At 44.7% G+C, this 15,049-nt stretch carries 13 protein-coding genes; 8 read left to right on the top strand and 5 right to left on the bottom strand.

The genetic code is table 11. The annotated features are described in order from the left end of the window. Positions 1–28 precede the first annotated feature (28 nt). Entirely contained in the window at positions 29–484 is a 456-nt protein-coding gene (locus R7P69_RS05740) for an Lrp/AsnC family transcriptional regulator (RefSeq protein WP_005373615.1), read from the bottom strand. A gap of 327 nt (positions 485–811) precedes the next feature. Here R7P69_RS05740 and yjeH point away from each other — a divergent pair, with 327 nt between their 5' ends. Then, positions 812–2,074, top strand: a complete 1,263-nt coding sequence (yjeH, locus tag R7P69_RS05735) for an L-methionine/branched-chain amino acid transporter (protein WP_017635168.1) — start codon at positions 812–814, stop codon at positions 2,072–2,074. Here yjeH and R7P69_RS05730 read toward each other — a convergent pair whose 3' ends face one another. After that, positions 2,075–3,520, bottom strand: a complete 1,446-nt coding sequence (locus tag R7P69_RS05730) for a PLP-dependent aminotransferase family protein (RefSeq protein WP_053307231.1) — start codon at positions 3,518–3,520, stop codon at positions 2,075–2,077. Positions 3,521–3,620: 100 nt separating this feature from the next. Between R7P69_RS05730 and R7P69_RS05725 the strand changes: the two genes are divergently transcribed. Continuing rightward, on the top strand, positions 3,621–4,277 hold the full coding sequence (locus R7P69_RS05725) for a pyridoxamine 5'-phosphate oxidase family protein (RefSeq protein WP_167416153.1): 657 nt from the start codon (positions 3,621–3,623) through the stop codon (positions 4,275–4,277). Here the strand turns inward: R7P69_RS05725 and R7P69_RS05720 are convergent. Beyond that, on the bottom strand, positions 4,258–5,580 hold the full coding sequence (locus tag R7P69_RS05720) for an ATP-binding protein (protein WP_053307230.1): 1,323 nt from the start codon (positions 5,578–5,580) through the stop codon (positions 4,258–4,260). The genes R7P69_RS05725 and R7P69_RS05720 overlap by 20 nt on opposite strands. Positions 5,581–5,583: 3 nt before the next feature. Continuing rightward, a complete protein-coding gene (locus R7P69_RS05715) occupies positions 5,584–6,276 on the bottom strand; it encodes a response regulator transcription factor (RefSeq protein ID WP_005373624.1) in 693 nt (230 codons plus the stop codon). 366 nt (positions 6,277–6,642) lie between these two features. Here R7P69_RS05715 and R7P69_RS05710 point away from each other — a divergent pair, with 366 nt between their 5' ends. Together R7P69_RS05710 and R7P69_RS05705 are read left to right on the top strand one after the other, a co-directional pair. After that, complete coding sequence (locus R7P69_RS05710; RefSeq protein WP_213907771.1) at positions 6,643–8,184, top strand: hypothetical protein; 1,542 nt, start codon at positions 6,643–6,645, stop codon at positions 8,182–8,184. A 12-nt stretch (positions 8,185–8,196) separates the two neighbouring features. Then, positions 8,197–8,886, top strand: a complete 690-nt coding sequence (locus R7P69_RS05705; protein WP_080276951.1) for a hypothetical protein — start codon at positions 8,197–8,199, stop codon at positions 8,884–8,886. An 86-nt stretch (positions 8,887–8,972) separates the two neighbouring features. On the opposite strand, the gene R7P69_RS05700 is transcribed toward R7P69_RS05705, so the two are convergent. Beyond that, on the bottom strand, positions 8,973–9,974 hold the full coding sequence (locus R7P69_RS05700; RefSeq protein WP_053304538.1) for an AraC family transcriptional regulator: 1,002 nt from the start codon (positions 9,972–9,974) through the stop codon (positions 8,973–8,975). Between the two features lie 107 nt (positions 9,975–10,081). Between R7P69_RS05700 and R7P69_RS05695 the strand changes: the two genes are divergently transcribed. From R7P69_RS05695 to R7P69_RS05680, 4 genes are all read left to right on the top strand, one after another. Further along, positions 10,082–10,408: an MFS transporter gene (locus R7P69_RS05695; RefSeq protein WP_017635162.1), complete on the top strand. Its 327-nt coding sequence runs from the start codon at positions 10,082–10,084 to the stop codon at positions 10,406–10,408. Then, positions 10,408–11,631: an HlyD family secretion protein gene (locus R7P69_RS05690; RefSeq protein ID WP_054574581.1), complete on the top strand. Its 1,224-nt coding sequence runs from the start codon at positions 10,408–10,410 to the stop codon at positions 11,629–11,631. Before R7P69_RS05695 ends, R7P69_RS05690 begins: the two co-directional genes overlap by 1 nt. 101 nt (positions 11,632–11,732) lie before the next feature. Next, on the top strand, positions 11,733–13,055 hold the full coding sequence (locus R7P69_RS05685; RefSeq protein WP_238952743.1) for an ABC1 kinase family protein: 1,323 nt from the start codon (positions 11,733–11,735) through the stop codon (positions 13,053–13,055). Between the two features lie 112 nt (positions 13,056–13,167). Beyond that, positions 13,168–14,514, top strand: coding sequence for a magnesium transporter (locus tag R7P69_RS05680; RefSeq protein WP_238952744.1), 1,347 nt, complete (start codon positions 13,168–13,170; stop codon positions 14,512–14,514). The last annotated feature ends 535 nt before the right edge of the window (positions 14,515–15,049 follow it).

Below are 15,049 nucleotides of genomic sequence, written 5' to 3'. Positions count from 1 at the left end.
GGGTTTTCAACATGGCATCCATTCATGGTCACTTCACAAACAGGTTCCCAGTCGTGTTAAAGAATTCAGCTAAGACGGTATGAGTCATCAGGTTTCGAAGCTCTGGATATCGTTGAATTTGATCTCTGATTTCATTCAAGCGAGCCATCGTAGGCACTTCGACAAAAACCATCATGTCCGTCTCACCGCTGATCGCATGACACCATTTTACGCCATCAATTTTGTATAACTCGTCCGCGTATGATTCGCAATAATACGTAGAGGTTGATTTATCGAACTTTAAGGCAAAATAGGCGCAAATCGAATCCCCACCCGAAGGCGCAATTTCAGCGTGATACCCTAGAATCACTTTGTCATGCTCTAGCTTACGAATACGGGCCGTTACCGCAGAACGAGAAAGGTTTACTTTATCCGCAATTTCAGTCACCGACAGCCGAGCGTTGTGCCTGAGCAGATCCACAATCTTATGATCAAACTTGTCCATACCGTTACCAAGCTTTCCTTATTTTTCTCATTCTATACCGATTCTAACTGCATAAGAAACCAACATTTTGTTGGAATTATTTAAAACAACCGTCATATTGACGGTTTAGTAAATCATTTTGTTATTAACATTTTGGATATGCTATTTGGCGGGCATGAGATGAGTGCTGTTATCCATTTCAACAGAAAATAGATAACACATTGAAATCAAATTCCCAACTTAAGTACTCAGCACATAAATAGCATCGCTTAAACACATAAAACGAAATAACCAGAAGCCACAAGCTTTTTCGTAATAAGCCTCATAACATTGGATGAATCAATTCGCATGGAAGAGCTCAAAAAAGACATTTCACTCACATCAGGTATCGCACAGTTATCCACCACATTAATGGGAACTGGGCTGTTTATGATCCCGGCTATCGCAGCAGGTATAGCTGGCCATTTTTCACTATGGGCTTGGATTTTATTGTTCATCGCGATTTGTCCTATTGCGCTGACTTTTGCTCAACTGGGTAAACGATACCCCAACGCGGGCGGAACAGCCTTTTTTGTACGCAAAGCCTTTAACGCCAAACTGGAAAGTAGTGTCGCTTGGCTATTTGTTAGTGTCATTCCGGTAGGGGTTCCGGCCGCGATTGCACTCGCCGCAGGCTTCCTACAACAAATATTGCCAGAGCCTATTAGCAACAATCTGTTTGCACAAGTTCTCACGGTAGTACTTCTTGTGTTCGTCAACTTGATGGGCACAAAATCATCAGGTCATTTACAAACTCTTATTGCTTTGAGTGTCTTCGCACTTGTTGGCGCATTTTTATGGAAAGGCGACGTTAACAGCGCCGATCTTGTGATGCCCGCCATCACACAAGAGTCAATTTGGCCTATTACCGCAGCGTTAGGCGTGATGTTCTGGTGTTTTGTTGGCATAGAGGCTTTTGCCCATATGGGGGAAGAGTTCAAAAACCCTCAAAGAGATTTCCCTATTGCCATTGTGGTCGGTTGTTTTGTAGCAGGGGCTACCTATTGGGCATGCTCTGTCGTTATTTTAAAATTTGGCGCGTATGGTAACGCTCAATTTGATAACGCATCCATCCCCTGGCTTAGTGCCCAACTACTAGGCGATGGAGCCAAATGGATAATCAGCTTGATAGGTTTCTCCGCTTGTTTCGCGAGCGTTAACTTATACACACAGAGCCTAGCGCGAATGGTCTGGGCTCAAGCTCGGGAACATCGTCCTTCTAGTCCACTAGCCAAGATTTCGCGTCGTGGTGTCCCTTTCTCAGCCACCATATTAGTTGGCGGCATATTATTGATATCTTGTGTGATCGGAACCCTATCACAGCTCGATCTGGAGTTTTTCCTAAAACTCGCAAACAGTGTATTCGTTCTGGTTTACATGTTGGCGATGTTAGCCGCTTTCAAATTGCTTCGAGGATTTGGTAAAACACTTGCGGGACTGTCCCTACTGCTTTGTACCGGTGTTTTTATATGTTTAGGCTGGTCAATGTTTTATGCACTTGGCATTTTTACTCTACTTTTACTGCCTTGGAAACAGTGGCGACATAAGCGACAAACACGTGTAGTTGAATAGTCATCGCTTCCCATTTCGAAATATGTGAGCTAAACGTTGGATACCAGCGTCTATGTTCTCTAACGCGATATTGCCGTAACCAAGCACGGCACCATGCCAGTGACGTGCTTGAAAATCTGGGTGTTCATAATAGCTCAAAGGTCGCAAGATGATCCCTTCATGCTCTGCTAGTTTTATAAAACGCTGCTCATCCATACCGTCTTGCCATTTCAACGTAACATGAAGCCCCGCCGCTTGGCTAACGACGCAAACACGGTCGCCAAAATGCTGTTGAATGGATACATGCATCTGTTCATGCTTAGTTTTGTACAGTCGACGCATTTTTCGAATATGACGTAATAACCCACCTTCAGTAATAAAGTCTGCCAATGCTTCTTGTGTATGCGTCGGCGAATCACCACTTAACGCATCCTTAACCACTAAGCATTGCTCTACTAAACGTTCAGGAACTACAAGGTAGCCAAGCCGCAATCCGTTAAACATCACTTTACTGAAGGAACCCACATACAACACACGATCATCTCGACCCATTTGAGCTGCTAGCCCCTGTAAGCTGGTATAGGGACGATGAGCAAACTGGAATTCGCTGTCATAATCGTCTTCGATGATCCAACGTGACTGTTCGACTGCCCAGTTGATGATCTTCCCTCTTTGCTCAGTATTGAGTGTGGTGCCCATCGGATATTGATTGCTTGGGGTGATATACAGGGCATCGGCATCGCTTGTGGTCACAGCTTCCACATCAAAGCCTAGTTTCTCTCGGACGAATAAAGGCTCAAATTTATACTGCTGGAATTGAATCAACTTCCGCATTTGCGCGTAACCTGGTTGCTCCATCAGAACCTTATCACCTTGTTTGAGCACTACCATCGTCGCAATCGACAACGCTTGCTGCGCCCCAGAGGTAATAATGATGCGCTCTGGAGAACAATTCACTGAACGGCTAGATGCAAGGTAGTCAGCTAAAGCACAGCGTAATGTCCAACTGCCCTGAATATCTTGGTTCCCCAACAAGCAAGTACGAGACATATGGCGAGTGAGTAACTTTTGCCATTGCGCCATCGGAAATGCGTCCAAATCCGGTACACCCGGTGCAAATGCGCGGTTGATATCAAAGTGAGCTTTCGGTGATGAGTCTCTCTGAACTGAACTAGGTTCAGGCAAGTACTGCTCTGGCAGTTCTACGGCAACATAAAAACCAGAACCTTTTTGGCTGTTCAAGTACCCTTCCGCCACTAACTGTTCGTAGGCAGAAATCACGGTATTCCTACTTAGATTAAGCTCTTGTGAAAGCTTCCGCGTAGAAGGCAGCTTCCCATTCTTCATCCACAGTCCTTGAACAATTTTCTTGCGAATAGCAAAAAACAACGCTTGCTGGCGCGTTCCTTCACTGTCTTTTAAATGTAGGTCACCGATATCAATCAAAGACAAACTGGATCCATCCATTAGTTAAAACTGGCTCTCTTTAAGCTACCAGTTAAACGCTACATTGCAATCAAAGAATGAGAATAAATCGCTCGTAATCGTGAGCAAGCAAGGAGAGAAAATGCTATCCAACACCAATAGAACGGAAATTAAAAAAGGCGCACATAAAGCCGTCTCTGATGTTAGCAAACTGCACGCCATCATAGATGAAAGCCTAATCGCTCATATTGCGATAACCAACGAGTCAGGCCCTGTGGTCATCCCTATGCTGGCATGGCGCGTCGATGATTACGTGTATATCCATGGTGCCAACAACAGTCGACTGTTACGCTCACTCAAACAAGGAGTGCAAACGTGCTTAACCTTTACTTTGTTTGATGGTTGGGTATTGGCTCGAAGTGCGTTTCACCACAGTGCGCATTATCGCAGTGCTGTGGTCTTTGGCCAGTTTGAGGTGGTGGAAGATAACCAAGAGAAAGACAGGTTGCTGAATCACTTTATTGAACAGATCGCTCCGGGGAGAACAGAACAAGTCCGTTTGAGTAATGAAAAAGAACTCAAAGCCACCATGCTGCTGCGTATTCCACTCACAGAAGCATCGGTGAAAATCAGCAATTTTGGCGTCAACGACGATGCGGAAGACATGGACATCCCTGTTTGGGCAGGTGTCCTACCCTACCAAACCGTCGTAGGTCCGCTGCAAGCTTGTGACGATTTGTATGAAGGTATCGCAGAGCCAGACTACCGCAGTGCCTACTCTAACCGTTGGCAGGAATAAGCACCGTAAAACGTGCGCCGCCTAAGTAACTCTCGCCGACAGAAAGCTCCCACCCCAGTTGCCGCGCTGCACTGGTAGCGATGGCAAGCCCTAAACCAAAGCCTTTCATGTCGGCGTTGCGGCTTTTGTCTAAGCGCGAAAATGGCATAAATACTTCTTCTCGCATCGCCTCAGGGATGCCCGGACCATCGTCCTCAATATCGATGCTCCAGCAATCCGCTACCGTTCGAATCGTCACCTCAACGCAGGATTCACCGTAACGCTTGGCGTTTTGCAGTAAATTATCGAGGACGAGGTTACCCAAAGTAGGCTGAAAGTGAATCAATTGGTTCGCGAGTTCATTTTCTGCTCTCAACATGGCGGACTCTAAGCCTAGGTAATTCATGCGGCTTTTACACCAAAGTGGCAGTTCCATGGTTTCAACAGAATCGATCCATGAGTGGTTTTTCACACTCAAGCGAGACAGCATGACGATGTCGGATGTTAAATCCGTCACTACATCAACGTATCGTTCAATATCGTCATGTAACTCTGCCTGCATTTCACCACTCGTGCGTCGAGCTAAATCCGTCGCTAGCTGAATACGACTCAGCGGAGTGCGCACTTCATGAGGAATAGCTTGAGTAAAGATGTGTGTTTGGCGCACTCGTCTCTCAATCTCTTCAGACATGCAGTTGAAGCCTTGGGCGAGCTCTTTCACGGGTTGCGAAAATTGCTTTAGATCGACTCGCGTATTCAACTCACCAGAACCAAATTGTTGTTGCGCAGCCGTTAGTTGCCGAATTTGGCGGTCAAGACGTCGTACAGGTATGTAAACCATAATGCCTAAACTGCATACAACAACCAAAAGCAGAGTAAGTATAAATACAATCTCAGAATCTTCATTCCAATCAACGTGTGGGCTAAAGAAATCCGTTTTTTCTTTGAAAACTAAACTCTTCGAAGTGTTAGGCAAAGGGAATACCGCAGCATAGGTACTGCCATCAATAAGATAAACAGGTATCCCTTGCATACGGTACAGCAGATTACAATCTCGACAAGGCGGTGATCCGTCCCAGTTTTCAACCAATGTTAAATCAAAGATAAAGAAATCTTGCTTGCCGTTTTCGGTTAACTTCTTGTAGAGAGAATCCGGAGTGCCTCGTTGCTCAATGTATTGATCGACAAAATAAGCACCGTCACTCAAAAAAACACCGACTTCTGTTTTGCGCATGTACTCTTCCCCCATAAAGAGAAACAAAGCAACAGTCAGCGCAAGGCCAGTTACTAACCCCACATATAGACGAGTAAACAGGGAAAACATGCGTCATTTACCTGTCAGCATGTAGCCGTGGTGACGTATGGTTTTAATGGTAGCCGTATGGATATGAGCCTTAGAGAATTTCTTCCTTAGTGAGGATATACGCATATCAATCGAACGATCAGTAATACAGTATTCAATGCCTCGGGCAAGACGGCAACATGATTCACGAGATACTGGCTTATCGACATTCAGCATCAGGAGCTCTAAAATTTCAAACTCAGAACTCGTTAAACCAATATCTTTTTGCAAATAAAATGCTTGGGAGCGACGAAGACAAAGACTAATGCCATATCGGCTCAGCTTTTCTTCTTCAACGATATCAACTTGACGACAATAGCGACGCAACGCTGCTTCAATACGGGCGAGAAGGATATTGCCTTTTATCGGTTTGGTAAGGTAATCATCAGCACCAAACTTAAATAAGCTCACCTCGCTCATTTCATCATCGGTCGCAGTCAAAACAATGATAATACCATGATAAAACTTACGCGCCTCTTGACATATTTCTGCGCCATTTTTTCCTGGTAACATCAAATCTAACAGCACTAGGTCCGGCTTGAGCCCCTTAATCGTTTCTAATGCATTTTGACCGTTATCGATGACAGTTACCGTATACCCTTCGGCTTCGAGGTACATTTTGGTTAATCGAGCAATCTCTGAGTCGTCTTCTACCAGTAAGATTGTATTACCCACCATGAATCATTTACTCCACCAATATGATGGAGGGAGTATATCGCTCGTCCTATACTGCGCAACCTACTTAAATGATAATTTTAATAAAACGCAGGCTTACATACGCTTACAAACCATACATATACGATAATCCTAATCATTCTATACCCCTAAAGCCATGCAATAACCTGAGGTTTTATTCATTATCAGAATATAGCTTCACATAGAAAATAAAATTCGGAATAAAAATCCACTATATTTTTAAATATATCGAATAATAGGTCTTACCAAAAAATAATATCAACATATATGACTTAGTTTGCTTATATAGACAGGACTTTATGTTGCTTCTAAGTTTCTTGCTCTAATAAAGTCTACGAGTAACATGAAATGAGATATTCCAAATTAACACCTTTAGCCATATTCTGCGCGATAAGTCTAACTGCTTGTGGCGGCAGTGAATCTAATCCGAAACCATCGAAAACAACACCTCCACCACCACCAATGCCAACATTGAGCACTGTCACAATCCCAACTGTCGTTTCTACAGAGTTTCCAGCCAAGTTAAAAGTGGCTGCTGATTCGGGCTTCACCCACTATGTGAAAATCTCCCTTTCCGAAGCAAACAACAACGATACATTTCACATTGTGGCTGTTGATGACGGTGCGAATAATGAAAAAATCTTTCGTGCAGCCAAAATCATCCAACACCTTCTCACAAACCAACCAGACTCTAAGTACGGTGCTGACAAGTCTCGTATCGCTAAGACATTAGCCGAGCGTGATGCCACACTAATGCTGACCGAAAACGACGAACAGAATGATGAGATGTTAACCAAAATCTTTATCAACGAACTGATTCGCCAAGACAAATTGAACGATGCAGTTGCAAACTCGGGCTTAGCACACTCTTTTGATACGAGTTCTCTAGAAAAGTTTGTTGTAAGCATGATGGTACTTAGCGAAGATGATATGGATACACTTGTCACATCTATCGCGTCAACATTAGTAACTAGTAAAGAAACACCAAACTGGCTAAGGAATAGCCAATCTTTAATGTATCGAGAACTGACAGTTGAAGGCGATTGCCATTACATGAGTAATTTTGCCGATTACTGCGCCAATCTTGGCAAAAAAGCCGAACGAGACGCCGCTTTTGAAGAAATTTTACACTTGGTCCAAGCGCAAGGTATTGCACCTAACACGGAGACTGCGGCACTGCAAAATGACATTCAAGCTCATGCGTTAACAATCTATAACGATATTAAATCGGGCAAACCGACGGTGTGGCGCCCTACTCAGTATGACTGGGACGATTGGAAATCGGACGACTTCGATCCTGAAAGTGTTAAACAAACGGGCCCTTCATATTCTCACGAATATTTTGCTGCCGCTTTTGAAGCTTACATGGGTGTAGCAAAAGCAAACGGACATGGTTTAGATGGCTACCAAGCGTTAACGCGTGAAGAAATGCAAACCCAAGATCCACAAGCCGTTGATTGGATCAGTGGCTTATTCCACGGATACTTGCAATATACCGCGAATATCGACTCTGCGGGCGTCAAGCTCTACACAGAAAAGACAAATCCAGGCACAGTACCTACCTTCCGTATGGCTCCCAACAAAGACGGTTTGATAGAAGCGTACACCTACAAATCTCAGTGGTTAACAAAAGTGAAGATCATTGGCGACGACGCGATGAATGTGATCGGTAATGATCAAAACAATACTTTTGAAGGCAACAGCAAAGACAACAGCATTTATGGTGAAGGCGGTATCAACACCTATATCGTGCCACACAAACTGGCGGAATGTACTGTTATCAAAGCAAAGAGCGTTTCTGTTGAGTGCCCAAATACAGGCACTGACGAGTTGTACGACATTCAGAACATCCAATTCACCGACCAAACCCTAGATGTAACCAAGCTATAAACAATGAAAAACATGAAGAAACTTATTTTATTCGCTCCCTTGCTCCTTGTTGGTTGTGGTGGCCTAGCCGTCATGGATCGTACTGATGCCGTAAAAGCACAACCAGAAATGCTGATCAAAACCGACGGTGATTTTTGGGGATTCGGTGCGGATGGCCATTTTGATTTTGCTGGTAAGTACAAAGGCAAGTATTCACGCAGTGCTTCTAACTCAAGTTGGTTTAACCGTATCTCTTTCAAAGAAGGTTCAATGGGCGCAGAAGTGACTCGTATCGACAGCGGGGAAACTTGGCTTTTGAACTGCACTGGAGGCGGTATGTCGGTTAACTACATGGGCGTCGATTTTGGTGGGAATGATCCTTACACCTGTGACATTACTCAAGATGGTAAAAAAGTCGGTGAGTTTGCGATGGAGCCAAAATCCGCTCTCATCGACATCAGCTTTGAGAAAAAAGAGACAGGCGTAGTGCGTATTGGTAGCACCCACTTTAATGTAGAAACTGTACATACTAGTCCTGACGCCATGATGGCGGTAGACATTCCATTGGGTTATAGCTTTAAGGAGGGCACACAAGAAATTGCCGCAGTGCAGACGAACGGTACCATTGCGGTACAGATGCTCCCTGAACTTAGCGAACAAAAAAAGGATGTAATTGCCATCGGCGCTGTTGCAAGTGCACTAAGTTGGCGTCCTAAGAAATAGCCACCACATAAAACGACACAAAAAAATAACAAAGCCCTCAACTTTGAGGGCTTTTATTGCTTGTACTCATAGAGATAAGTGGAGCACTACTTCTCTAATCTTCCCGTATACTGCTTGGGCGTTAATCCACGATGTTTCTTAAACATACGATTGAAGCTCGCCACATTGGTGTAACCAAGGCGCGTGGCAATGTCATCAATACTCACGCGCTTACTCAACAAACCAGCTGCAATATTACTCAATACATAGCCAGAAACCGTCGAAAAATTGAGCCCTAATTTATGCAAACGACGTTGAAACTGCTGTTCAGATAAATCAAGCAGAGAAGACACGCGCTCTAACGTTGGCAATCCATAATGGCTGCTGTAGTTCACCACTTCATAAATCACTTTCAACTCGTCTTCTGGATCGGGCATATTAAGTAAATCATCCAAATCGGAAAAACTCATCGCTAGACGGCTGTCTTCTCGATGGCTCACTTGGCGAGAAGCTAGTCGGTCATCTCCCGGGATCCATATCTCTGTTTTTGGCTGACTCCATTCCACCTCGCAGCCGAAATATTCCCGGTATCGCTCAGTATTTTTTCTCGAGCCTGAAACCTTGACACGTAAAGGCTGGTAATCTTTGCCAAGAAATTCGCGTAACACCTTAATCATAAATACCGCACAGCGGATACTATCGTGCACCTTTACTGACGTTTCTATAAACGGGTTGTGGTAAGTCCATTTGATGATTTTACCCGACTGTTCGCCAGCAAAAAACGCCCCTGATTGTAGGTTGCTCACACCATAATTCACTCGCCGAATGGTACTGGCTAAATCATTGCCGGAGAATAACCAGCGTCCCACTGGCCCTAGCTTTTGCAGTTCAATACCTCGGCTGAGACTCAACACCACATCCGGGTCACCACTAGCTTGTTCAACACAACGATACCATTCCGCAACGGCTTTTAGCGGGATCAGTGTCATTGGGTTACGAAACACCGATGCTGGGATCCCTAACTCATCCGAGTCCAAATTGTATTTAGATAACGCGAGGTTATGCATGTTTAGAATGCCCATCGCGCGAATAAACCGAACCGTTTTCATGACCAATTACATCAAATTTAATCCTATAGTGATTGAATCTGTCACAAAGAAAGCCGCAAATCAAATTCAGATCACAATACGCCAACAGTTTGATAGAGGAGTGTTTAATGAGTTTACTGAGTGTCCCATTTGTCGGTACAGGCGCAGATACGGCGTTACATGTTGTCGCTGCTGTCGTTTTAATCGCGAGTGTCGCGGGCGCGTGTTACGGCTTTTGGAAAATCCATGAATTACCTATCAATAAAGCACACAGCAAAGACCATCATCAGATAGGGCTCATCACTGCGCTTACCTGGATAGGGTTTGTCTGGCACTGGGTTTGGGTGCTAGCCGTGATCTTTGCATTCGTTGATATGGAAAAAGCCATCATCAATCTGCGTGATACATGGAAAAGTAAACCGCAAACAGAAACACAGCCAAAAGAGGAAGCATAATGTTAGAAGGTTTAGCGGTATGGGCACTCTTCATCTATCTGTTGCGTCTGGTTGGCATGCCTTGGAACAAAGCAACCAAATCGTTCGCTTATCTTGGCGGCTTGGGTTGGCTAATGTTCGTCTGGGTAGGTTTGATTAACTTCACCCCGATGGATTTATCCGGCGGTTCTGTCGTGCAGTCACCACACATCCAATTGCGTCCAGATTCAACCAATGTAAAAGGTAAAGTTGACCACATTTACATTGAGCCGAATCAGAAAGTTAAAGAAGGTCAGCTCATTTATGAACTTGACCCAACGCAATACAAAATCGCATTAAATCAAGCGAACGTATCCGCTGATTCTGCTCGCGTTGCATTAGCTACAGCAAAAGGCGACATCGAGATTGAAGAAGCTAATCACGAAGCGCTAGTGCAAGATCTAGAAACATCAAAGAGCCAGTTGGAAGCGGCCAAAGTTGACTACAAATTGCAGAAAAAAATGCTAGATCGTTATGTTGAGCAAAACCGAGTGGTGCAAAACACCATCACGGAAAGCGACATCGACAAACAATCGAGTGCGGTTGATATGGCACGTCACAACGTGTTGACCCTTGAGTCTCAAATCAAGAAGAAACAAGTCGATATTTCCCGTGCAAAACTGGCGATTCATAAAGCGGAACTTGCAGTTGAAACCAAACAAGCCGAACTGCGCCAAGCTGAAGAGCAAGTTGCAAAAGCGCAATGGGATTTGAATAGCACAAAAGTTCATGCCCCAACAGATGGCTTTGTCACCAACTTTATCCTGCGTGAAGGTCAGCGTGTATCGATGATGCCGCGTATCAACATGTACACTAACGAGAAGTACGTGCTGATGCGAGTCAACCACCAGGCGATTCGTAACATCAAACCGGGTCAGCCAGCGGAATTCTCTTCGTCCGTTTACCCAGGTAAGATCTTCTCAGCGACCGTCGAAGGCATTGTTGAAGCAACAGGTGAGTCACAAGGTAATCTACTGGGTTTCGATGATTCCGTACGTGTCACCACTGGAAAGAACTTACAGAACAAACACCACTTTGTTCGTCTTAAGATTGATGAGCCAGAAGGCTACGACATCCCTGTTGGCTCTGTTGGCCTCGCATGGGTCAGCGGTGAAAAACCGATAGGCTTCATGGCCTTCTTAGATGTGATTCGCGGGATCATCATCCGAATGAAGTCTCAACTGTACTTCTTCTACTCTATCTAAACTCGCAAACCGCCAGTTACGCTGGCGGTTTTCTTTTCATTTGTATCCAAACATATCCTTTTCCCGTATAACAATTAGTTAGTAAATAGCGGAGAAGATTCATGTCGGCAAAGGAAAGAAGCCTACCTACCCATCGCATCTCAAGATTCAGCAAGTTCGCTTCACTTGCTACCCGTGTCGCAGGCAATGTGATTGCAGAAGGCACGAAGCAGATAGCCAAAGGTAACAAACCAAAAGCGAAAGACCTCTTGCTGACGCCACAGAACATCGCGCGCTTAACTGACCAACTTGCTCACCTGCGTGGCGCTGCAATGAAGCTTGGTCAAATGCTATCAATGGATGCTGGTGATGTTTTAGAACCTGAACTTGCCGATATTCTTTCCCGTCTTCGTTCCAACGCAGACCCAATGCCTGCAAAACAACTCAACGCAGTAATGGAAAGTTCGCTGGGAACGAATTGGAAAGCTGAGTTTCTGTCATTTAACTTCAAACCAATCGCCAGTGCATCAATAGGACAAGTGCACCAAGCCTACAGCGATGCGGGCGATAACCTAGCCGTCAAAGTGCAATATCCGGGCATACGGAAAAGTATCGATAGCGACGTCGATAATGTCGGTACACTGCTCAAGGTCGTTGGGTTGATTCCCGAGTCTGTCGACTACAAAGGACTGCTCGAAGAAGCGAAAAAGCAGCTACATGATGAAGCCGATTACGCACGAGAGGCGCAATTTGCCATTCGTTATCATGACGCTTTGAAGGAGCACCCTCATTTTGTCGTGCCGAAGATTCATACTGAAAATTGCTCAGACTCCGTTCTCGCGATGGAATTCATTGATGGTAGCCCGATTGAGAAAATCGAACATTATGATCAGAGTACACGGGATTTTGTCATGCACAGCCTACTCGAATTACTGTTCAGGGAGCTGTTCGAATTTAAGATGGTACAAACCGACCCAAATTTCGCCAACTACTTATATATCGAAAACACTCGTCAAATCGGCTTGCTAGATTTCGGGGCCACTCGCGAGTACAGCGAGCGGTTCAGCACTGGTTATCGCCAAGCTTTCGCATCTGTCGTTAACAATGACGAACAAGGCTTGAATGATGCGCTTGAACAAATAGGCTTCTTCAGCCAAACCATCCTTCCAGACCAACGCCAAGCGATTCTCGATCTAGTGAAAATGGCATGTGAACCTATGTTGGTCGATGAGCCTTATGACTTTAAAGCCAGCGGCTTAGCACAAAAGCTTCGCGAGGCTGGCACCATTCTAAGCATGGAGCAAGAATACTGGCATACTCCACCAGCAGATGCCCTATTTTTGCACAGAAAAATCGGCGGAATGTACTTGCTGGCAGCCCGTATTGGCGCAAAAGTGAACATTCGCCAATTGGTACAGCCATATCTCACCATCAACAGCGAATAGCCTATTGTTTTTCTGTTACTTTCAAGTACCTTGAGCAAGGTTAAGATGCATAGTTGTGCATCTCAATAACATGCCATACTTCCATAAAACGAATTAACTATCGGGGTACTCGGTGAGCAAGTTTCAAGATCTCTCCACTCTAATCCAGCAAATTGGCCAAGCCGAAGAAGCGGATCAAGTCGCAACGCTCAATGAATCTATTGAAGCGGGCCTCGAGCCCGGCGCGGTTGCCCTGATTCTAGAAGCCTTTCCAATCGACGATCGTGTTCGCTTATGGCGAGCTTTACCACTAGAGCTACATATCGACGTGTTAACGGAAATGCGTGCGGACGTACGTTTCTCTATCATCAACGCGTTATCTGAAGTCGAGCTAAAACTCACTCTCGCTAAACTCGACACCTTGTCGCTCATCGAATGGGCCGATTCGTTGCCAGAGTCGATCATCAACGAAGCGCTCTCGTTGATAGAAAAAGATGAGTTGGAACTTTACGATCAAGCAAACGAGTATGCTGATGAAGAACTCGGCCACTGGGCTGAACGTAAGATCATCACCCTGCCCTTCAACATTACGATTGGGACAGCTAAGCAGTTAATGGAGCGCTATAGCTACGACACGCCTCAACAGGTATATCTGATTAATCGTAATAAACAGTATCGTGGAACGGTCAATTACTTCGATATCTTACGTGGTGACCCCGATACTCGCTTAAAAACACTCGTTATTGAGGCTGTGACGGTTCTAGACAGTAAAATGATGCTTCCTGAAGCGGTAGAGGCATTAGAACACAGCACACTGCCCGCTCTCCCTGTAACTGATGCAGACCAAACACTGATAGGTGAAGTCGATTGGCAGTTTGCATTGAGTACACAGCGTGAAATCTACGAAGCACGTTTGATGGCCGGTACAGGTATGGATGAAGGCGATGACTTGTTTGCGCCAGTATTAAAAAGCTCGCAAAAGCGCGGTGTTTGGTTAGGCATCAATTTGCTTACTGCGATTTTGGCGTCTGTCACTATCGGACTATTTGAAGATGTAATTGCGCAGGTGGTGGCTTTGGCGGTGCTCATGCCAATTGTTGCATCCATGGGGGGCATTGCTGGCAGCCAAACGCTCACTCTAATGATTCGTGCGATGGCGCTTAATCAGATCACCCCAGGTAACCGTTTCAAGCTATTGAAAAATGAGTTGGGTATTGGCTCTCTGAACGGCATTGCTTGGGCGTTAATCATCGGCGGGCTCGCCGGATTGTGGTTTCAATCTCCGGTTCTTGGGGGAACCATCGCGCTGGCCATTATCGTCAATATTATTACCGCAGCTTTATTTGGTGTGCTGATTCCCATTATTCTGGATAAGTTTAAATTGGACCCCGCTTTGGCTGGCTCGGTGATTCTAACAACAGTGACAGATGTAGTTGGTTTTTTCGCCTTTTTAGGAACGGCGAGTTTAGTCATGCTTTAAAAGGTTCATTGTTTATTAATCAATCATTAGCATAATAGAGTCAAATTGCATAACGCAGTTGCAAATTGCAAACATACTCAAACTTTAAGCAACGCATGTCACAGAAACTACGTATTTTAGGGCATATTAAAGTTGGCACAGTAACTGCATTATATAAATCGACCCTTCTTAAGCCGAGGGTCACCTAGCCAACTGACGTTGTTAGTGAACTTGATTTTGTTCACATGTATATAAGCCAATCGCACTCTTTGCGGTTGGCTATTTTTTTATGTGGCTATTGCCCTCTTATCCTCTGACCGAGCTCGGTTGTACTTTTCTTACCCACAACAGATTGTTTACTGTTTATAAAATTCAAATATTCGCCCACTAAGCCATTAGAAATGCCAGCTTCAACAAAAATAAATCACCTACATAAAATAAAACCAAGAAAACACACCCAAGAAAAGAACAAATAACGTCCAAACCAAAAACCTCATCATGAAATCGTTTTCTTTTCATAGAAATCGACTGAACAATCCAGAGTTATAGATAAATT

Origin of the sequence: Vibrio sp. 661, from assembly GCF_033339315.1 — a bacterium.
GTDB lineage: Bacteria > Pseudomonadota > Gammaproteobacteria > Enterobacterales > Vibrionaceae > Vibrio > Vibrio alginolyticus.
Note: the sequence above shows the minus strand (reverse complement) of the source record. Positions and strands in the feature narration are given on the sequence as shown.

What these genes read in the sequence shown, in the direction of transcription:
- R7P69_RS05740 (WP_005373615.1), bottom strand. Translation starts at nt 484, where the DNA reads ATGGACAAGTTTGATCATAAGATTGTGGATCTGCTCAGGCACAACGCT.
- yjeH (WP_017635168.1), top strand. Translation starts at nt 812, where the DNA reads ATGGAAGAGCTCAAAAAAGACATTTCACTCACATCAGGTATCGCACAG.
- R7P69_RS05730 (WP_053307231.1), bottom strand. Translation starts at nt 3,520, where the DNA reads ATGGATGGATCCAGTTTGTCTTTGATTGATATCGGTGACCTACATTTA.
- R7P69_RS05725 (WP_167416153.1), top strand. Translation starts at nt 3,621, where the DNA reads ATGCTATCCAACACCAATAGAACGGAAATTAAAAAAGGCGCACATAAA.
- R7P69_RS05720 (WP_053307230.1), bottom strand. Translation starts at nt 5,580, where the DNA reads ATGTTTTCCCTGTTTACTCGTCTATATGTGGGGTTAGTAACTGGCCTT.
- R7P69_RS05715 (WP_005373624.1), bottom strand. Translation starts at nt 6,276, where the DNA reads ATGGTGGGTAATACAATCTTACTGGTAGAAGACGACTCAGAGATTGCT.
- R7P69_RS05710 (WP_213907771.1), top strand. Translation starts at nt 6,643, where the DNA reads ATGAGATATTCCAAATTAACACCTTTAGCCATATTCTGCGCGATAAGT.
- R7P69_RS05705 (WP_080276951.1), top strand. Translation starts at nt 8,197, where the DNA reads ATGAAGAAACTTATTTTATTCGCTCCCTTGCTCCTTGTTGGTTGTGGT.
- R7P69_RS05700 (WP_053304538.1), bottom strand. Translation starts at nt 9,974, where the DNA reads ATGAAAACGGTTCGGTTTATTCGCGCGATGGGCATTCTAAACATGCAT.
- R7P69_RS05695 (WP_017635162.1), top strand. Translation starts at nt 10,082, where the DNA reads ATGAGTTTACTGAGTGTCCCATTTGTCGGTACAGGCGCAGATACGGCG.
- R7P69_RS05690 (WP_054574581.1), top strand. Translation starts at nt 10,408, where the DNA reads ATGTTAGAAGGTTTAGCGGTATGGGCACTCTTCATCTATCTGTTGCGT.
- R7P69_RS05685 (WP_238952743.1), top strand. Translation starts at nt 11,733, where the DNA reads ATGTCGGCAAAGGAAAGAAGCCTACCTACCCATCGCATCTCAAGATTC.